Here is a 21,301-nt window from a genome sequence, read left to right on the forward strand (position 1 = left end):
CTTTTACAGTTTTGCAATATCTACAAGTTCAAGATTCTCTTCAGTTGCCTTTGTCTCAAGACTTGTTACAAGCGCTCTTGCTGTATCAAGTGCTGTAATGACATTAACACCTGTCTCTATGGCAGTTCTGCGGATAAGGAATCCGTCTCTTGATTTATCTCTTCCCTGTGTAGGAGTATCGATTACAAGGTCAATCTTGTGACCAAGGATAAGGTCGATAACTGTAGGAGATTCCTGGTTGATACGATTTATCTTTCTGGCCCTAACGCCGTTCTCATTGAGCGTATCGGCTGTTGAACGTGTTGCATAGATAATGTATCCAAGTTTCTCATAGCGGCGTGCTATCTCAATAACTTCTCCCTTATCTGAATCCTTAACAGTAATGATCATCTGCTTGTACTTAGGAAGGTTTACACCTGCTCCAAGGAAGGCCTTGTAAAGTGCTTCATTGAAGCTCTTGCTGATTCCAAGGCACTCGCCTGTACTCTTCATTTCAGGTCCAAGGCTGATCTCAGCTCCTCTGATCTTTTCAAAAGAGAATACCGGCATCTTGATAGCAACGTAGCCCGCCTCAGGCTGAAGTCCCGGTGTATATCCAAGGTCTTTTAGCTTATGTCCCATCATGACCTTAGCTGCAAGATCAACAATAGGAATACCTGTAACCTTACTGATGTAAGGAACAGTTCTTGAAGATCTTGGGTTGGCCTCGATGATGTAAACCTCATCACCTACAGCGATAAACTGAACATTGATAAGGCCTATTACATGAAGGGCCTTTGCAAGCCTCTTTGTATATTCAGCAATTGTCTCTTTTACCTTATCAGAAAGAGACTGTGAAGGATAAACGGAGATTGAGTCTCCTGAATGGATACCTGATCTCTCAATGTGCTCCATGATTCCGGGGATTACAATGTCATCGCCGTCACATACAGCATCAACTTCTGTCTCAATTCCCTGAAGATACTTATCAACAAGGATCGGGTGGTCCTGAGCATATCTGTTGATGATGTTCATGAACTCCTCGATTTCCTGGTCAGAAAGAGCTATCTGCATGCCCTGTCCGCCGAGAACGTAAGAAGGACGAACAAGTACAGGATATCCGAGACGGTTAGCAACCTCTTTTGCCTCTTCTGCTGTATAAACTGTTGCTCCCTGAGCACGCTTAATCTGGGTCTCTTCAAGGATCTGATCAAAGATCTCTCTATCCTCTGCAGCGTCTACATCCTTAGCATCTGTTCCGTAAATCTTAACACCCATCTTCATCAGATCCTGAGTGAGCTTGATGGCAGTCTGTCCACCAAACTGAACTACTGCTCCATCAGGCTTTTCGAGCTTAACGATGTTCTCAACGTCTTCAGGAGTAAGTGGCTCAAAATAGAGCTTATCAGCAATATCAAAGTCAGTACTTACTGTCTCAGGGTTGTTATTTATGATGATTGTCTCAAATCCGGCTTTCTTAAACGCCCATGTAGCATGAACTGAGCAGTAGTCGAACTCGATACCCTGACCGATCCTGATAGGACCGGAACCAAGTACAAGAATTTTCTTTGCTGAGAAGTCCTGACGAGGTTCTTTCGAGTCTGGACTGAACGTGTCATGGCGAGCATCGCGAGAGCATGACTTCATCTGTGCGCTTATTGCAGCTTCATCCTCAGAGTCAGGGCCGTTGTAAACCGAGTAGTAATATGGTGTTGCAGCTTCAAACTCAGCGGCGCAGGTATCAACAATCTTAAATGTGGCCTTGATGCCAAGTTCTTCACGGAGCTGTTTTAAAACATCAACTGAGAATCTTGTAAGTCTGCTGATAACTGTGTCAGGATACTCAAGGCGCTTAGCTTCAAGGAGTGTGTCAAAAGAAATGATCTTTTTAGCATCTTCTACTGTTCCCTGCTTACCTTCTGTATTCTTTTCACCTATTCTAAGAAGCTTAAGTTCCATCTTTACAAGGGTGTGGAGCTTATCTATAAACCAAAGATCGATCTTTGTGATGTCATGGATCTGATCATGGCTTATGCCGCGGCGAAGAGCCTCAGCAATTACCCATATTCTCTGGTCATCTACTACTTTGAGTCTCTCTAAAAGCTCATCGTCATCAAGCTCTGAAAAATCGTAGCTTGTAAGGCAATCAACGTGCTGTTCAAGAGATCTGATAGCCTTCATCATTGCGCCTTCAAAGTTAGTGCAGATGCTCATAACTTCGCCGGTGGCCTTCATTTGTGTTGTAAGTGTTCTCTTGGCTGTGATGAATTTATCAAATGGAAGCCTTGGGAACTTAACTACGCAATAGTCCAAAGTAGGCTCAAAGCTTGCATAGGTCTTTCCTGTGATTGCATTCTTTATCTCGTCGAGGGTATATCCAAGGGCAATCTTTGCTGCAACTTTTGCTATAGGATATCCTGTAGCCTTTGATGCAAGCGCAGAAGAACGGCTTACACGTGGGTTAACCTCAATTACGCAGTACTCAAAGCTTGTTGGATGAAGGGCGAACTGTACGTTACAGCCACCTGTGATTTGAAGCTCATCAATAATGCTAAGGGCTGCGCTTCTGAGCATCTGGTATTCTTTATCAGAAAGAGTCTGTGATGGAGCCACAACTATTGAGTCACCAGTGTGAACACCAACAGGGTCGATGTTTTCCATGTTGCAGACTGTGATGCAGTTTCCTGCACTGTCACGCATTACTTCGTACTCGATTTCTTTCCAACCGGCGATACATCTTTCAACCAAAACCTCGCTGGCTCTTGAAAGTCTGAGTCCGTTCTCGAGGATTTCTTCGCACTGTACCTGGTTGTAGGCTATTCCGCCGCCTGAACCTCCCAGAGTATAAGCCGGACGAAGTACTACAGGATATCCGATCTTACTCGCGAATTCAACACCGTCTTTTACGTTATGAACAACAAGTGAAGCAGCAACAGGCTGTCCGAGCTTTTCCATTGTGTCCTTGAATTCCTGGCGGTCCTCAGCTTTTCTGATTGTCTCTGCTGTAGTTCCGAGAAGCTTTACATTGTTAGATTTTAAAAATCCTGATTCATCAAGCTCCATTCCAAGATTAAGTCCGGCCTGTCCACCAAGAGTTGGAAGGATTGAATCCGGCTTTTCTTTTTCAATGATCTGCTCAAGAGTCTTCACTGTAAGAGGCTCAATATAAACCTCATCAGCAATGTCCTTATCAGTCATGATCGTAGCAGGGTTTGAGTTTACAAGTACAACCTCAATTCCCTCTTCTTTAAGTGAGCGGCAGGCCTGAGTTCCGGCATAGTCAAACTCTGCAGCCTGACCAATTACTATAGGACCGGAGCCGATGACCAGTACCTTTTTTACATCTTTATTCTTTGGCATTAGTCTCTGCCTCCTTCCCTTATCATTGAAATGAATCTGTCAAACAGATAGCTGCTGTCCTGTGGTCCAGGGCATGCTTCGGGATGGAACTGAACTGTAAAGATATTCTTTCCAACATAGGCAAGTCCCTCGTTTGTTCCATCGTTAACATTTATAAATGCAGGCTTTGCCACATTTGGATCGAGCTTATCCATATCAACCACATATCCATGGTTCTGTGATGAGATATAAACCCTGTTATTTGACAGGTCTTTTACCGGGTGGTTACCACCTCTGTGTCCATACTTCATCTTGAAGGTATCAGCTCCTGTTGCAAGTGCCATGAGCTGATGTCCAAGACAGATGGCAAAAATAGGCAACTCTGAATCATAGAGTTTTTTGATCTCTTTAATGATCTGTGTGCACTCTTTTGGATCTCCGGGGCCGTTGGAAAGCATGATTCCATCCGGCGCATCCTTAAGAATTTCTTCTGCTGTTGTATCTGAAGGATAGATTGTGACATCGCACCCTCTGGAGGCAAGTGATGCTGCAATATTTCTTTTTGCACCAAAGTCAAGAAGGGCGATCTTAAGGCCTTTTCCATTAAGCTCTTTTACAATTGCAGGCTTCTTTTCTCTCTTTGAAAGGTCACCTTTAAGGCTCTCCTTGTAATCATCCTCGTTAAAAGAAGCACTGCCTGAAAGAGGTCCGTTCTCAGAAATATCTGTCACTCCCTTAAGGAACTTCTTTTCCTTGCAGGATACTTTGCTTACCACATCTCCTGTTGTATAGGCGTGGAGCTTATCTTTTACATCCTCATACTTGAGACTTTCGTTGGTTGTAATAAAGCCGTTCATGGTTCCTTTTTCTCTAAGGATCCTTACAAGCTTTCTGGTATCTATACCTTCAATTCCTGGAATGTCGTACTTTTCAAGAAATTCCTGAATTGACATATCACATCTGAAATTAGAAGGAATATGAGAAAGCTCTCTTACTATAACTGCGTCAACCCAGATTTTATCCGATTCCATGTCATCCAGGCACACGCCATAATTTCCTATAAGAGGATATGTCATACAAACAGACTGTCCTGCGTAGGATGGGTCTGTAAATACTTCTGTATATCCTGCCATTGATGTGTTAAAAACGATCTCGCTTACTACATCTTTATCAGCACCAATATGCTTTCCTTCAAAGACGGTTCCGTCTTCCAATATCAAAAAAGCTTTCATCTGAAGTATTCTACCCCGCTTTCAAAAATCTTAAGATCCTGCTCGCCGTAGATGTTGATTGCTACGCCGTCGCCACGTCTCTCTGAGTGAGCCATCTTACCAAGGCATCTTCCATCAGGTGAAAGGATACCTTCAACTGCCCTGTAGGAGCCGTTGATGTTCCACTCGTCATCCATTGTGATGTTTCCATCAAGGTCGCAGTACTGTGTTGCAATCTGACCGTTTGCAAAGAGCTTATCAAGTACATCTTCAGGTGCAACAAATCTTCCTTCACCGTGTGAAGCAGGGTTTGTGTATACTCCGCCAAGCTTTGCATTTTTAAGCCAAGGTGAATTGTTGGAAACAACCTTTATTGTAGCCATCTTGGAAATGTGTCTTCCAATTGTGTTAAATGTCAGTGTAGGTGCGTTTTCATCCTGTCCTGTAATTCTGCCGTTTGGTACAAGGCCAAGCTTGATCATGGCCTGGAAACCGTTACAAATACCAAGTGCAAGTCCGTCTCTGTTCTGTAAGAGGTCCTCTACTGCTGCCTTGATCTCCTCATTCTGGAAGGCTGTAGCAAAGAACTTAGCACTTCCGTCAGGTTCGTCACCGGCTGAGAATCCGCCAGGGAACATGATGATCTGAGCCTGCTCGATAGCTTTTCTGAACTCTTCAACAGATTCTTTGATATCCTGAGCATCTCTGTTTCTGAATATCTTGATGTTAGTATTTGCACCGGCTCTTTCGAAAGCCTGAGCGCTGTCATACTCGCAGTTTGTTCCTGGGAATACAGGAATAAATACTGTAGGCTTTGCTACCTTATTCTTGCATACATATACGCTCTCAGCCTTGAAAAGACCTGTGTCTACAGCTTTTTTCTCCTCGTTAACTGTTGAGTGGAATACCTTCTCAAGTTTATCCTTCCAGCTCTCAAGGGCCTCTTCTTCTGAGAAGCTTACGCTGCAAGCTGTGAATGTGCTATCATCTGTAACTTCACCGATAACTCTTGCTCCTGCATTTACTGCATCTGAAACAAACTCTGTAGGAACTTCTGCGATGATATCTGCAATATCGTTTGTAAAGAGCTCTTTTGCACTGATGCTGTCATCAATCTTAACTCCAAGACCATTACCAAAGGCCATCTTGGAAACTGAAGCAGCGATTCCGTATGCGTCCTCAGCATATGCTGAAACGATTGCTTTCTTCTTCATAAGAGCATTAATCTTCTCATAAAGAGCCATGATCTTTTCATAATCAGGAAGATCGTAGCCATCTCTTGGAAGCTTGAACTGAACAAGCTTATTTCCTGCCTTCTTAAGTTCAGGTGTTACTACATCTGAAAGCTGTGCAACATCTACTGCAAAAGAAACAAGTGTAGGTGGTACGTTTATCTCGTTAAATGAACCTGACATAGAGTCTTTTCCACCGATAGAAGCAAGGCCAAACTTCATCTGAGCTTCAAAAGCGCCCAAAAGAGCTGTGAAAGGCTGGCTCCAACGGCTAGCATCTTCTGTCATTCTCTTAAAGTACTCCTGGAATGTGAAGTGGAGCTTTTTGTAATCTCCGCCGCTTGCAACAATCCTTGATACAGACTCTGTAACAGCAAAGGCAGCACCGTGGTATGGACTCCAGCTTGAAAGATATGGATCAAAGCCATAGCTCATCATTGTTACTGTATCTGTTTTTCCTGATAAAACAGGAAGCTTAGCGATCATAGTCTGTGTCTCAGAGAGCTGTTTTTTACCACCATAAGGCATAAGTACTGAGCCGGCACCGATTGATGAGTCGAACATCTCAACAAGGCCCTTCTGAGAACATACATTGAGGTCATTTAATACTGAAAGCCATGCTTTCTTTACATCTCCCTTTGAAAGAGCTTCTTTTACGCCCTCTGAAGCTGTCTGGTCAAGATAGTTATCAGCCTTTGAAGGGATCTCAACCTTAACGTTTGTCTCCTGGTGAGCTCCATTGGTATCAAGGAATGCTCTCTTAAGATTTACGATTTTCTTGCCTCTCCAGTTAAGTACAAGTCTCGGCTCCTCAGTAACTACTGCAACCTTAACAGCCTCAAGATTTTCTTCTCCTGCATACTCAAGGAACTTGTCCACATCCTTAGGAGCTACAACTACTGCCATTCTCTCCTGTGACTCTGAGATGGCAAGCTCTGTTCCATCAAGACCTGCATACTTTTTAGGTACAAGGTCAAGATTGATATCAAGACCAGGTGCAAGCTCACCGATAGCAACTGAAACTCCGCCTGCTCCAAAGTCGTTACATTTCTTTATAAGTTCACTGACTTCAGGACGTCTAAAGAGTCTCTGAAGCTTTCTCTCTGTAGGTGCATTACCCTTCTGAACTTCTGCTCCGCAGCTTGTAAGAGATTTTGAATCATGAGCCTTGGATGAACCTGTTGCTCCGCCGCAGCCGTCTCTTCCTGTTCTTCCGCCAAGAAGCACAATGATGTCTCCGGGATCAGCGCTCTCACGGATAACATGCTCCTGAGGAGCAGCTCCCATAACCGCACCAATTTCCATTCTCTTAGCCACATAGCCCGGATGATAGATTTCTTTTACATAACCTGTAGCAAGTCCGATCTGGTTACCGTATGATGAATATCCTGAAGCAGCTCCTCTTACGAGCTTTTTCTGTGAAAGCTTGCCCTTCATTGTCTCAGCTACAGGAACTGTAGGATCTGCGGCACCTGTTACACGCATAGCCTGGTAAACGTAGCCTCTTCCTGATAGAGGATCTCTGATAGCACCGCCAAGACATGTTGCAGCGCCACCGAATGGCTCGATCTCTGTAGGATGGTTGTGAGTCTCATTCTTGAAGAACACAAGCCAGTTCTCTCTCTTTACGCCCTCGCCATAGTCCACATCGATAGGAACTACAACTGTGCAGGCATTGTTCTCCTCTGACTCCTCCATATCTGTGAGTTTTCCGTCTTTTTTAAGCTTTTTCATTCCCATAAGAGCGATATCCATGAGGGAAATGAATTTCTCTTTCTTTTTATCTTCTGTCTGATAAAGTGAATCTCTCGCAGCAAGGTAGTCTTTATAAGCATTCTCGATAGGTGCTCTGTAGTCGCCCTCGCCAAACTCAACGTTCTTGAGCTCTGTTCCGAATGTTGTATGACGGCAGTGGTCTGACCAGTATGTATCAAGAACTCTGATCTCAGTCATTGTAGGATTTCTATGCTCGTCATCATTAAAGTACTGTCTGATCCACTTGAAATCATTAAGTGTCATAGCAAGACCAAGTGACTTGTAAAGGTTTTCAAAGTCCTCTTCTGACATTGTGCAGAAGTTATCGAGAACTGCCACATCTTCTGGCTCATCATAATTTGTTACCAAAGTCTCAGGCTTGGTCTCATCTGCGATCCTTGAATCCACAGGGTTCATTGTGTATTCCTTGATCTTTGAAACTTCCTCAGAAGTCATATTTCCAATGAGCATATAGGTAACTGCTGTCTTGATAACAGGCTCTTCATCACCTTTTATAAAACGAACGCACTGTTCTGCGGAATCAGCTCTCTGATCAAACTGTCCCGGAAGTGCTTCGATGCTGAATACTACAGCTCCACTTGGCACTTCAATATTCTCTCTGTATAAAATATCTACAGGAGGCTCTGAGAAAACAGTTCTGCAGGCCTTCTCAAAAACCTCATCAGAAATATTCTCTACATCATAGCGGATGAAGATTCTTACATCTGATACGCTTTCAATTCCAAGATAACTCTTAATCTCATGCCTGAGTTCTCTTGCTTTTCCAGCAAAGGGCTGCTTTTTCTCAACATAGATTCGTCTTACACTGCTCATAATATCTCCTCGTTCAAAAAAATATTGTTTATTGTTTAAAAATAAAGAGTGCTAAGGAAAGCACTCTTTATTTAAAACTAACTATTTAATTCATCAGACACTAATCCCTCAAGAACGTACATTAATTCTCTATCAATGGCTTCTTCGGAAATACCAATAGTCTTGGAAGAAATCTTAAGACCTTCCACCACGTACATAAGATTGCGAGCACAGCCTAAAGGGTTCTCACAAACAAATTCACCATTTTCAACGCCATTTTCAATGAGCTTTTCAACAATTCTTACAGATGTATCAAACTTAACTTTCAAAGGATTATCTTTTGCCGACTGTTTCTTAACGGAAAAATACTCATATGTAGCGACAGTCAGATTGTTCTTTTTTCTAAGGATGTCTTTTTTCTGTTCCTTGAGGAAAAGAGCAAGCATATCACCTGCAGATGCATCACCCGATAACGCTGCACCAATAGCCTCGTCATCGTCCTCATCGGACTCAGTTGAAAGAACTTCAAGAAAAATATCTTCGGTACTGGAAAAATAGAGATAAAGACCCCCACGACTTATGTCACAGGCATCTACAATGTCTTTCATAGTTACATTCTTAAAACCTTTTTCAGAAAAAACCACTCTGGCTTTGTCAAGAATATACTGTTTCTTCTTGGCAGACTTCTCTCCCATTCTCCACTCCTACCAACATTTAATAAAGTAGTTCAGCTATCAGGCCTTGGAAGACCAATAATTCAAAAGCTCGTCCATTTTGCTGACTACCTGGAACAGTACTCCGTTGTAGACTCCCTCTGCCCACACTGTTCCTTTTGTCATTCCAGTAAGAATGTACTTGGAAAGAATACCTGCAAGGTCATCCATATCCATTATCTGAGCTTCCCTGATAAACATAAGCTCATCTTTAGCACTATTTAAATGATTCCTGGAATAAACATAGACATAATTGCGGTCAAGAAGATTAGTACTCTGAGCCGCTTTTACAAACATAAGCAAATTTGAATCGTAAACTGGAAATGGCATAGATTTAAGGTCGCTATTAGAATAGCTCTGGGCAACCTCTGACTTAGCATTGTCCTGCAGCCATCTGACATATGGTAATAACTTATCCACTTCTGGACGATATCTGGAAACGATGTCCTCAACACTGTTCTCATTGACACTTCCGTCATTTTGAATACTCATTGAAAGGCGCTCCTTTAAAGGCTTTGAAGGTCATCCCTCTGCCTAGACTCAATAATCTTTTACCAAATTCCTTGATAAATTATAGCAAGGCTGTCATAAAAAGTACAGAATATTTTATGAGAATTTATTATGAAAATAAAAGATGATATAATATCTCGTGATATAAGCAATACTTATGAAGGAGCATACCATGATAAGTAATCTCGAATACTACAAAGTCTTTTACTATGTAGGCAAATATAATGGTATAACCGCTGCGGCAAAAGAGCTGTCAATATCGCAACCTGCCGTGAGTCAGTCCATACATCAGCTGGAATCCATCCTTGGATGTACGCTGTTCCAAAGGACTTCAAAGGGAATGAAACTCACCTCTGAGGGAAGTCTTCTATATAGATATGTAGAAAAAGGTTATGAACAGATTGACCTTGGAGAACAAAGATTAAAGCAGCTCCTTCATCTTGATGCAGGAGAGGTAAGAATCGGCGCCAGTGACATGACCCTCAGATTCTTTCTTTTGCCCTATCTTGAAAAATTCCATGAGCTCTACCCAGGTATCAAAGTAACTGTAACAAATGGCCCGACCCCTGAGACGCTCTCTTACTTAAGAGATGATCGAATTGATTTTGGCGTGGTTTCAAGCCCATTTACAGAAGATAGCAATCTGTCTTTTTTCCCTGTCGCAGACATTCAGGACACCTTTGTGGCGGGAAGAAAGTTTATCCCCTATAAGAACAGGATGCTTGATTTTTCAGACCTACAATCAATGCCCCTGATCTTCCTTGAAGGAAAAACCAGCACAACGGACTATATCCACTCCTTCCTTGAAAAGAACAACACCACTCTTCATCCTGAATTCGAGCTCGCAACCAGCGATATGATTGTCCAGTTCGCCCTTAGAAGCCTTGGTGTTGGCTGCGTTGTAAGAGACTTTGCAAAAGAGTATTTGGACAGCGGCGTCCTCTTTGAACTTCGTTTTAACAAAATGATTCCCAAGCGCCAGATCTGCGTCGTCACCGACACTTCACGCTCACTGTCCATTGCCTCAACTAAGCTTCTGGACCTGATAAAGAACGGCATTAACTGAGCATATAAGTCACAAAGGGACGGTTCTTTTGACTTGTTGTTCACAATAAGTCAAAAGAACCGTCCCTGTGACTTTTTATCAGAACTTCACACCAAGAGTTGCAAGTTCATCAACTACCTGATTGTAATCACGGTAGATTATTCCTTTCCATCCGAGGTTACGGGCTGCCTCGATGTTGACCGGTGTATCGTCGATAAATACTGTTTTTGATGGAGTCAGATTGTAGCGGCTTACAAGGAGGTTGTAGATTGCCGGGTCAGGCTTTACTACATGCTCACGAAAGCTTAAGATTCCGCCGTCTGTTTCATCTAAGAAGGCCATTGCATCAGGACATCCTTCAAGAGCCTGTTTTGAGAAGTTTGAAAGATACAAAACCTTGTACCCTGCTGCCTTTAAGGCTCTTATCCATGGAATTGTCTTTTCACGCTTTAAGATGATTCCGTCGATGTTCTTGAAAGAATCCTCTATTTCTGACCTGATCTCAGGATCATTTTCCACAAATCTTGCGATTATCTCTTCGTTAGTAAGGTTTCCCTTGTCGTATTCCACCCAGTCATCACTGTAAACAGTTGCCTTGGCAATACGCTCTACCATTTTGTCATCATAGCCTTTGAATACAAGGAACTTATCCCAAGCAAAATCTGTAAGGACATTTCCTATATCAAATACTACTGTGTCAATTTCGCCGTCAGGAATAACATTTCCGTATTTGTCGTGCTTTTTATTGCTGCTCATAGCATCAAGTGAAGCAATTGTATGTCTACCTGTGATAGCTCCGATCGACCATATCAAAAGCCAGGTCAAAATCGGCACCGCTACTACAGCTCCGGCAAGGCCCATAAAAAGATCTTTTGACTCAGGACCGCCAAACAAAGCCACAAGTAAAAATGCCACTATCAAAACAGCAATCAGAACAAGTGCTGCAAGTGCAAGAACTCTCTTAAACTTAGGAGTTTTTTCCATAATAAATATCATCCTTTTTTACGATATATTATATCTGTTCTTGCAGGACCGTTGCTGACCATAGTGATCGGATATCCGATGTGCTCCTCGATAAACTCAATGTATTTTCTGCAGTTCTCAGGAAGGTCTTCGTAGTTCTTTATTCCTCTGATATCGCACTTCCAGCCAGGAAGTACCTCGTATACAGGCTTAGCCTTTTCAAGAAGGTGTGTAACAGGGAACTCCGTTGTCACTTCACCATCAATGTCATATCCTACGCAAACAGGTATTTCATCAAGGTATCCTAACACATCAAGTACTGTGAATGCAACATCAGTTGTACCCTGAAGTCTGCAGCCATATTTACTTGCTACGCAGTCATACCAGCCAACTCTTCTAGGTCTTCCTGTAGTAGCGCCGTACTCGCCGCCGTCACCGCCGCGTCTTCTGAGTTCTTCTGCTTCATCTCCAAAGAGCTCTGAAACAAATGCACCTGCTCCTACTGCTGATGAGTAAGCTTTGGATACTGTAACGATCTGCTTGATCTCATATGGAGGAATACCTGCTCCGATAGCACCGTAAGCAGCAAGAGGCGATGAAGATGTAACCATAGGATATATACCATGATCAGGATCCTTCATGGTTCCAAGCTGTCCCTCTAAGAGAATTGTCTTTTCTTCCTTAATTGCCTGATCAAGATAAAGAGCTACATTTCCAATATATGGCTTAACCTGCTCTCTCCAGCTTACGATCTGCTCAAAGAGCGCTTCCTGATCGATTGGATCTGTGTGATAAAGATTTTTTAAGATCACGTCTTTTATCTCAGCTATTCTGGCGATCTTTTCCTTAATAACCTCATCATCCTGGTAAAACTCGTTGATCTGCCAGCCAATCTTGGCAAACTTATCTGAATAGAAAGGAGCAATACCTGACTTTGTTGAGCCAAAGCTCTTTCCTGCAAGACGAGCTTCCTCAAGAGTATCGAAAAGCACATGATAAGGCATCATTACCTGAACTCTGTCTGAGATCATTATCTGTGGCATTGGAACACCCTTTGAAGTGATCTCACCCAGTTCTTTCATGAACTTTGTTATATCAAAAGCAACACCATTTCCGATGATGTTCATTATATGTGAATGAAAAACACCTGATGGCATAGTGTGAAGTGCAAACTTGCCATAATCATTAACAATAGTGTGGCCTGCGTTAGCGCCTCCCTGAAAGCGAATAACAACATCGGCATTATCTGCAAGAGTATCTGTGATCTTGCCTTTTCCTTCGTCTCCCCAGTTTGCGCCTACTACTGCTTTAACCATTTTTTAACCCTCACTTTTTTCTTAATAGCATTTTCAATGCATATTCATAGTACTCTTGTAACAAATATAAGTAAAATCGATATTTTTTATGGTTGTCATAAGCCACGCTTATATCTGAAAAAAATATAAATTCACGTATATATATGTATTTTTTTGCGTCTAAATACTAAAATATTATATATATCTTGTCGATAAAACATTCAGAATAAGGTTTGTGCCTTTTTAGGTATGGAAAATGATAGGAGGTTATCATGGCTAAGAAAGCAGCAGTTAACAATGAATTTACGTCTGGCTCATTTAAGAAGCTTCCCGTAGCTGACAAATTCAAAAAGGTTTTTAATAAATTCCAGACTAATCTTATCGTAATATTCGTAGTTATCATTCTGATCGATGTTGTTGCTCTGTTTAACCTGCATAACATATATGCGGTTTACTACGAGCAGAACACTCAACAGGGTGAAGTACGAATAACTATTCAGGCTCTGGCGAAATATTATCTGTGGGCACTTGCTGCTAAGGATGCTGATGACATCCAGACACAGATTGAAGGTGCTCAGGAAAAGATTCAGGAGCTGAATGATGGTCTTGATACACTTAGTAAAGTATATAAAGGTGATCTGTCCACTGCTTATCAGCATATAAGTGATATAGACAAGGCCGATGATACCCTTATTCAGATGTTCTCAGACGGTGCATCAGACCAGGATCTGTATGACTACTATGTAGGCACTGTAAATGAGGCCATAAAAGTCGTTGTAAAAGACTTTAAGGAAATTGGAATCTCAGCAAAAGCTCAGGCATCTTCCGCATACATCCTCGCTCTTGTCAGCGTACTTGTAATGACTTTAATCTCTCTCATAGTTGTTATTTATGCGATTATGTACTCATCAAAAGCAAGGAAAGCTCTTACAAAGAGCATACTTGATCCTATAAATGCCATTACAGAAGCTGCTGGCAAAATGGCCAAAGGTGAAATTGAGATCAAAGTTGAAACAGATTCAGAAGATGAACTGGGAAGACTTGCTGATGATATCACAGAAGCCACAGACGTTATTGAGAATATTGTTAGAGATATTGATGAAACTCTTAAGAGAATGTCAGCAGGTGATTTCTCTTCAGGTTCACAGAACGAAAAGCTTTATATAGGCGACTATGAAGCAATCAGAAGAGCTTTTGCTGATATTTCCGACAACCTTTCAAGTACTCTTTCTGAAGTTAAAAACTCTTCACAGCAGGTTTCACAGGGCGCTGTTAACATGTCACAGGGCGCTAACGACCTTGCAGAAGGTTCTACAGATCAGGCAGCTGCAGTTGAGGAGCTCACAGCTTCAGTTAATTCCATTAACGAGCAGACCAAGCAGCTTGCAGAAGTTGCTGAAAAGAGTAAAGAAATGGCTACAGAAGTCAGAGATAACGCTGAAGCAAGTGCCAGAAAGATGCATCTTGTTACAGACGCCATGACAAGGATCACAGAGGCTTCCGCTGAAATTGAGCAGGTAACGAACTCCATCGAAGCCATTGCAAAACAGACATCGCTCCTTGCCCTCAACGCTTCTATCGAAGCTGCAAGAGCAGGTGAAACAGGAAAAGGCTTTGCAGTCGTAGCCGATCAGATTGGAAAGCTTGCAGATCAGTCAAGTGAAGCTGCCAAGAACACTCACCAGCTTATTGCTGATACTATGGATGAGATCAACAATGGTAACTCAGTAGTTGCTGAAACAACAGAAGCTCTTGACGCTATGCAGAACAGCGTAGAAGAGATCACAGAGATGATCATCCAGACCGGCGACCTTGCTGAACAGCAGGCTCAGAGCATGGATGAGATAGATAAGGGAATCGAGATGATATCCAATGTAGTTCAGAACAACTCCGCTACTGCCGAGGAATCAAGTGCTGTTTCCCAGGAGCTTTCGGAGCAGTCTGAATCACTTAATAATCTCATTGGACAGTTTACAATTAACGAGTAATATAATTTAGCCAATAAGCCCTTTGCGTAGGCAAGATCCTGCGTGAGGGGCTTTATATTTTGCCAAAATGAACCCCCGTCCACCTAGCTCACCGACACAAGAAGGTTTCAACCTCCTCTTTTGAAGGCATTACTGAAAGTGCACCTTTACGTGTTGTGATTATTGAAGCTGCAGCATTTGCAAAATCAAGGCACTCAAAAAGATCCTCTTTAGTAAGACTGTTTATACCCTTTTTGTGTACATAGTCAATTGCACAGGCACAGAAGGTATCACCGGCACCTGTAGTTTCTATTGTGTCAGGATTCAGATATCCTTCTTTTTTAACAACCATATCTTTATACAGAGCCATACTGCCATTGGGCCCAAGAGTTGCAAAGACAAGAGAAATGCCAAAATCTCTTTTTATCTTCTCAGCACCAGCCTGAATATCAGATATTCCCGTTACAAGTTCCACTTCATTATCTGATATTTTAAGGATATCGCAGTTACTTAGTCCGTATTCAATGGCTTCAAGAGCCTTTTCTTCCGACTCCCACAGGGGTGCTCTGTAATTTGGGTCAAAAGAAATGAGGCATCCCGCTTTTTTTGCTATATCAACAGCAAGCTCTGTTGCCTTTCTAACAGTCTCATCTGTCATTGAAAGAGTTCCAAAATGGAATACATCTGCGCTCTCAATAAGCGCTCTGTTTGCCAGGACATCATCAATACTCAGCATCATGTCTGCACCTGGTTTTCTGTAAAAAGAAAAATCTCTGTCACCATTTGGAAGCTTATTTACAAAGGCAAGTGTAGTGTGTATTTCCTTATCAAAGGTGAGTCCCTTTGTGCTTATGCCCTGTTTACTGATTCTTTCAGCAAGAAGTCTTCCAAAGAAGTCATCTCCAACTTTTCCTATAAAAGCAGTACTGTTTCCAAGGTTCTGAAGCATTGAAAGGACATTGCATGGCGCTCCGCCAGGGTTGGCCTCAAATAAAGGATTTCCCTGACCGCTCTCTCCACTGCCTGTAAAATCTATCAAAAGTTCTCCAAGAGCAACAACATCTATTTTTTTATTCATCTTTTCCCCTCACAAGTTCATGCATTATAACGTCCATCAAAAGCTCTCCCTGAGCTTTGAAACTGATCCCTTCAGCCTTCACATCAGTAAGAATGACCATTGACATAGCCTGCTCACCGTCATTTATGAACAGTTCCATGCTGTATCTGTCAAGGACAAGGCGCAGTGTGATCTGTCCCTTATTATTAGCCACTTTACATCTTCTCTGATGAACTATAGCTCTTCTGCTGCCGGAATGTTTTCTGTCGATCTTAACAATGTTCATCTCCGGATCGTATTCAATGGTTGAAAAAGCTTTGCCATTATCTGCAAATCTTATCTCAAACTTTTTATATGAAAGATCATCTCCTGTTGGTCTGACCTTTACTGTCATATCTATGCATCTTCCCTCAATGCTTGAAAGTGATGCGCTGTCAGATATAAGAACATTCTGTCTGCTTATTCTTTTTCCGTAGTAATTCTCTATTTCTCTAGCAGGCTTCTGCATAAGTTTGTTGTTCTCAAGCCAGATTTCCCTTGGGAAGCTCATCTGTCCAAACCATGGGAAATCATCGCGTCTGATACCGCATGTATCCCAGTTCTGCATCCAGCCGATCATGATCCTTCTGCCATCAGCAGCAAGAATTGTCTGTGGTGCATAAAAATCAATTCCATAGTCTATTGCCTGAAAATTTTCTTCGCAGTAATCGCCATCATCATCCAAATGGCCAATTACGCACAAAGTCCCATTACCATTGTGGAATTCAAGTTCCTCAGGAAGCATATCCTGTGGGCTTGTCATAAGAAGTTGTTTGCCATCAAGTTCAAAATAGTCAGGGCATTCCCACATTACACCGAATCTGCGGTTGTTCTTTATGACAAGTTTGTCATATTCCCAATGGATTCCATCCTCACTCACATACTTGAGGATCTGTCCATCTTTATCTTCTGTCTTATTACCTACTACAAGGTAGTACTTACCATTTTCTCTCCAAACCTTAGGATCTCTGAAATCATACTTTCCTGCACCCTCAGGCAAGGTGGTGCTGTCAATAACAGGGTTGTTTTCATACTTTTTGTAGTCTGTTCCATCACCAAGAGCAATGCACTGAGTCTGAACTTCTCTGATATTGCCCTCTTCATCTTCTTTCTTTTCAACACCTGTATAGACAAGGAGTTGCTTGCCATCTTCCATCTCAATAGCACTTCCTGAAAAGCATCCATCTTTATCATGCTGCTCATCCGGTGCCATTGCACAAGGAAGGTACTGCCACGTTATAAGGTCAGCACTCTTTGCATGTCCCCAGTGCATAGGTCCCCATACTGTATCATATGGATAATACTGGTAAAAGAGATGGTACTCCCCTTTATAAAAGCTAAAACCGTTTGGATCATTCATCCAGCCACATCTGGGAGTAAGATGGAAAAGAGGCCTTTGCTCCTCCGGGATCATCTTTTCCTTCTTTGCTTCATATTCTCTGGCTTTGTTTAATTTATCACTCATTCTTTATTCCTCACTTAAATAAATCCTGTATTTCTTTTTCCGGCTGATGAAAGATCTGGTCGACAGTTTTTTTCCATAAAAGAGGGAGGATAAATTATCTCTCCTCCCCCTCGCCTTTCATAATGTAAAAAACATTCTTAATTACTTGTAGAACTCATCAAAATACTTCTGATAGATTGAAAGGTACTCATCAAGACCATATGCGTTGACCTGCTTGAGGTACTCATCCCAGTCAGCATCTGTAAGGCCGTTCATTACGAAGTTACTTCTGCTTGAGTTGATGTAGCTGATAAGATCTGTCTGGATAGTTGTAAGCTTTTCTGTGTCATCTGCTGTCATGAATACGTTAGGATATACATACTTGCAGTGCATGTCATCTGTGTAGTACTCTTTTATCCAGTCAAGACGATACTGTGCATCATCAGGACATGTTACGTATACGCCATAGTACTCATCAAGGATTGCAAGAGGTCCGCCTACGCACTCAGCTTCACGAACTTCTACAGGTGATGCATCTCCAAGAGGTGCGTGCTTAAGCATCTTTTCACCATTTGCATTTGTTGAAAGCTCGAAGATATCGAATTCATCATCCTCGCCGTATGTTCCCCAGTTGTTCTGTGGTGACTGGAATGGATCATACATAAGATCAAGCCAAGCACATACGAATGCAGGATTAGCGCACTTTGATGTTACAACGCATCTGCCGCGGTCAAAACCTGATGTGAATGAAGCATTTAAAGGTGTTACGTTCTTGGTATCTGCCTTAAGAGCTGCAAGTGGAACGAAGTCTTCAAGGTTATCGATGTTGGCAACATCCCATGTGAAGCATACGCCGTATCTGTGAGATTTTCCTTTTGCTACATATGTAGACCAGTCCTGTGTAAAGCACTCAGGATCGATAAGGCCCTCTTCATAGAGCTTATGGAGCCACTGCATACCAGACTTAAAGCCTTCCTGAGTAGCTGTGCAGATGACCTTCTTGTCATCAGTAACTGCAATGTGCTGTCCTATGTCGTTATCGCCGTAGCCTTCGCCAAAACCGTTGATAAGAAGGCTTGGATCCTGATCGTTCATGATGCATGACATAGGAATGATATCGCCTTCGATACCAAATTCTTTCTGAAGGTCTGCTGCGTGATCCTTAAATGCCTTAAGTACTTCTTCAAACTCATCAACTGTTGTAGGTGTCTGAAGTCCAAGGAAATCAAGCCATTTCTTGTTGATGTATGTGAAGTTATTACCTACTGTCTGGATAGCTGTCTTGTTTGAACCAAGCTGCTCGATCCAAGGAAGTGCCCAGATATGTCCCTCTGAATCCTCACACATTGTGCGGTATTCAGGATACTTATCAAATACAGCCTTAAGATTAGGCATATAGTTATCGATGTACTCTTCTACAGGAATGATAACGCCCTGATCTGCATATCTGATAAGGTCTGAGTTGCTGAATCCTGCGTTGAAAACGAAATCTGTAAGAGTGTTCTTGTTTGCCATGTTGAGCTGAATCTTATCGCCCCACTGATCGCTTGAAATAGCCGTCCAGTCAACATGCACATTTGTTTCTTCTTCAAGTCTTTTGAAGATTGTTCTGTTGTTAGGTTCTGACTCAGTTCCTGATGGATAGCTGATCATACCTGTGATCGTAACTTTGTTCTCAAGCGGGAAGCTAAGATCATCTGCTGAAACGCTGGCTGTTCCGCTGCCTGATGCCCCGTTGCCACAACCTGTAGCTATGCCTGCAGTCAGTGCAAGTACAAGTGCAGCACTTAAAAATTTTGATGCTTTCTTTTTCATTTTTCCTCTCCTTTTCCCTCTAACATTACATTATTTAAAACTTCTTTTTGTAAGGAAGTTCTGATCTCATAAGGAAGTTCTGCTCTCGCTACGCTCGCCAGAACACGTTCGAACTAGGCTCGAAAAAACCTCGCCAAGTTCTCTCAGCCTTTTACCGAACCAACCATAATTCCTGAGTCAAAGTATTTCTGGAAGAATGGGTACATAACTATAAGTGGTAAGCTTGAAACTATGATGGTTGCATATTTTAAAAGTTCTGCAAGCTGTGCTCTCTGGGCTGTACTCTGCATATCTGCGATCATTCCCGGATCAGGTTCATTCTGGATAAGGATTGCTCTAAGTACCAGCTGAAGCGGCTGCTTGTTTGCAGAATTAAGATAGATCATTGCGTCAAAGTAGCTGTTCCACATTCCAACGAACTGCCAAAGGATAAGCACTGCAATAAGTGGTGTGCAGACAGGAAGAAGTATTCTGAAGAAGAATACAAGCTCATTGGCTCCGTCAACGTCTGCTGCCTCTCTGAGTTCACTTGGAATTCCTTTGTAATAGGTTCTTGCAATTATCATGTTCCAAACACTAAATGATCCCGGAAGGATTACTGCCCACATACTGTCAAGAAGACCTAAGTTGCTGACAAGAAGGTATGTAGGAATAAGTCCGCCTCCAAAAAACATCGTTATGATAAAAATTGTGTTGAATAATTTTTTGCCCTTAAAATCATCTCGTGACATTGGATACGCACACAGCAGTGTAACGAAAACTGATATGAATGCGAACAATACTGAATAAAGTACTGCGTTGAAGAATCCTGTCCAGATCTGAGGGTTTGTCATTACTCGCTCGTAAGCCGTGAGTGTCCACTTGCTAAGATCAAAGACTATTCCTTTATTCTGAAGTGTTATGGGATCCATGAATGAAGCAATTATGATATAGATCATGGGTCCTATAATAGCCAGTACAAATGCTGCAAGAATAATATATCCAACAAGAAGAAATGTCTTATCTCCAAGAGATGCCCTTGCGAACTCGCTTTTTTTCTTGATTGAAAGTGATTTTTCCATTTCGTAATCTCCTTATAAGCCCTGTCCGTCATTGAGCTTCTCTACTACCTTATTTACTGTAATGAGAAGTATGACATTTACAATAGTATTGAAAAGACCTACCGCAGTTGAATAACTGTAATCACCATTCAAAAGACCTTTTTTGTAAACGTAGGTTGCAATAATCTCTGATGCTGAAAGGTTCATATCTGACTGTAATGCATAAGCTTTCTCAAAGCCTATGCTCATGATGTTTCCGGCCTGAAGTATGAACTGGATAACAACCATGTCCTTTATAGCAGGCCACTCAACTGTCTTTATCTGCTGCCAGATATTCGCTCCATCGATCTGAGCTGCCTCTTTAAGTTCCTTGCTGGCATTGGATAAAGCCGCTGTGTACATGATCGATGCCCAACCTGCTCCCTGCCAGATTCCGCTTATGATGTAGATCGGTCTGAAAGCTGCCGGGATTGTAAGGAAGTTTATGCTTGTTCCAAGTAGCAGATTAAGAGGTCCTGTTACTGAAAGAAGTATTCTGACCATACCACAGAGAACGATGACTGAAATAAAGTTTGGCATGTAAAGAACCAGCTGGATTTTCTGCTTGAGTTTACTGCTTGTCACTCTGTTTAGCAAAAGAGCAAGGATGATTGGCATCGGGAATCCCCATAAAAGGCCGAATATACTGAGTTTTAAAGTATTTACAAGATATTGGAAAAAATCAGGTGATGATAGGAACTGCTGGAAGTACTTAAACCCTACCCACTCGCTTCCAAGTATTCCCTTAAAAGGATTATATTTTTGGAATGCGATCAAAATTCCACCCATCGGAATATATCTGAATACGATAGTAAGAATCAGTGCAGGTCCTAAAAAGAATACGTACAGCTGCCAATGCTGCTTAATGTATATGAATGTATTATGTAAGCTGTTATCCTTTGCTTTTGCATTCATAACGCCCCTCCTTAAACATTTTACAAATGTAACATTTTCTTTTGCGTATGTAAAATATAACATAAGCAAAATATGGTGTCAACATAATTATTTTACATTTGCATCATTTTATTTTTACATTTGACACCTT

General features: G+C 42.0%; 14 protein-coding genes. 2 read left to right on the plus strand and 12 right to left on the minus strand.

The window, feature by feature from the left end; genetic code table 11:
* Positions 1-3: 3 nt before the first annotated feature.
* The 5 genes from carB to E7303_RS11375 all read right to left on the minus strand — a co-directional run bounded on the left by carB (position 4) and on the right by E7303_RS11375 (position 9,534).
* Positions 4-3,339, minus strand: coding sequence for a carbamoyl-phosphate synthase large subunit (gene carB / locus E7303_RS11355; RefSeq protein WP_292145406.1), 3,336 nt, complete (start codon positions 3,337-3,339; stop codon positions 4-6).
* Positions 3,339-4,550, minus strand: a complete 1,212-nt coding sequence (locus tag E7303_RS11360) for a carbamoyl phosphate synthase small subunit (RefSeq protein WP_292145408.1) — start codon at positions 4,548-4,550, stop codon at positions 3,339-3,341. Before E7303_RS11360 ends, carB begins: the two co-directional genes overlap by 1 nt.
* Positions 4,547-8,350 carry a phosphoribosylformylglycinamidine synthase gene (locus E7303_RS11365; protein WP_292145409.1) on the minus strand — a complete coding sequence of 1,268 codons (3,804 nt, stop codon included), beginning with the start codon at positions 8,348-8,350 and terminating at the stop codon, positions 4,547-4,549. Before E7303_RS11365 ends, E7303_RS11360 begins: the two co-directional genes overlap by 4 nt.
* Positions 8,351-8,427: 77 nt before the next feature.
* Positions 8,428-9,024, minus strand: a complete 597-nt coding sequence (locus E7303_RS11370) for a TetR/AcrR family transcriptional regulator (protein WP_022773005.1) — start codon at positions 9,022-9,024, stop codon at positions 8,428-8,430.
* A 39-nt stretch (positions 9,025-9,063) separates the two neighbouring features.
* Positions 9,064-9,534, minus strand: a complete 471-nt coding sequence (locus E7303_RS11375) for a hypothetical protein (RefSeq protein ID WP_292145410.1) — start codon at positions 9,532-9,534, stop codon at positions 9,064-9,066.
* 190 nt (positions 9,535-9,724) lie between these two features.
* Between E7303_RS11375 and E7303_RS11380 the strand changes: the two genes are divergently transcribed.
* Complete coding sequence (locus tag E7303_RS11380; protein WP_292145412.1) at positions 9,725-10,618, plus strand: LysR family transcriptional regulator; 894 nt, start codon at positions 9,725-9,727, stop codon at positions 10,616-10,618.
* A 78-nt stretch (positions 10,619-10,696) separates the two neighbouring features.
* Here E7303_RS11380 and E7303_RS11385 read toward each other — a convergent pair whose 3' ends face one another.
* The gene (locus E7303_RS11385) at positions 10,697-11,581 is read right to left on the minus strand and encodes an HAD family hydrolase (protein ID WP_292145413.1); all 885 of its coding nucleotides are present in this window, start codon (positions 11,579-11,581) and stop codon (positions 10,697-10,699) included.
* An 8-nt stretch (positions 11,582-11,589) separates the two neighbouring features.
* Positions 11,590-12,876: an adenylosuccinate synthase gene (locus E7303_RS11390; RefSeq protein ID WP_292145414.1), complete on the minus strand. Its 1,287-nt coding sequence runs from the start codon at positions 12,874-12,876 to the stop codon at positions 11,590-11,592.
* A 251-nt stretch (positions 12,877-13,127) separates the two neighbouring features.
* On the opposite strand from E7303_RS11390, the gene E7303_RS11395 reads away from it, so the two are divergent.
* Positions 13,128-14,843, plus strand: coding sequence for a methyl-accepting chemotaxis protein (locus E7303_RS11395; RefSeq protein WP_292145415.1), 1,716 nt, complete (start codon positions 13,128-13,130; stop codon positions 14,841-14,843).
* A gap of 88 nt (positions 14,844-14,931) precedes the next feature.
* On the opposite strand, the gene E7303_RS11400 is transcribed toward E7303_RS11395, so the two are convergent.
* The 5 genes from E7303_RS11400 to E7303_RS11420 form a co-directional block, all read right to left on the minus strand.
* The gene (locus tag E7303_RS11400) at positions 14,932-15,900 is read right to left on the minus strand and encodes a carbohydrate kinase family protein (protein WP_292145416.1); all 969 of its coding nucleotides are present in this window, start codon (positions 15,898-15,900) and stop codon (positions 14,932-14,934) included.
* Entirely contained in the window at positions 15,893-17,383 is a 1,491-nt protein-coding gene (locus E7303_RS11405) for a glycoside hydrolase family 32 protein (protein WP_292145417.1), read from the minus strand. Before E7303_RS11405 ends, E7303_RS11400 begins: the two co-directional genes overlap by 8 nt.
* A gap of 141 nt (positions 17,384-17,524) precedes the next feature.
* Positions 17,525-19,177, minus strand: a complete 1,653-nt coding sequence (locus E7303_RS11410) for an ABC transporter substrate-binding protein (protein ID WP_292145418.1) — start codon at positions 19,175-19,177, stop codon at positions 17,525-17,527.
* Positions 19,178-19,320: 143 nt separating this feature from the next.
* Positions 19,321-20,238 carry a carbohydrate ABC transporter permease gene (locus E7303_RS11415; protein WP_292145420.1) on the minus strand — a complete coding sequence of 306 codons (918 nt, stop codon included), beginning with the start codon at positions 20,236-20,238 and terminating at the stop codon, positions 19,321-19,323.
* Between the two features lie 12 nt (positions 20,239-20,250).
* Positions 20,251-21,171 (minus strand): ABC transporter permease, encoded by a 921-nt coding sequence (locus E7303_RS11420; protein WP_292145422.1) that lies wholly within the window; start codon positions 21,169-21,171, stop codon positions 20,251-20,253.
* Positions 21,172-21,301: the final 130 nt, after the last annotated feature.

It is taken from the genome of Butyrivibrio sp. (assembly GCF_015056685.1).
GTDB lineage: Bacteria > Bacillota > Clostridia > Lachnospirales > Lachnospiraceae > Butyrivibrio.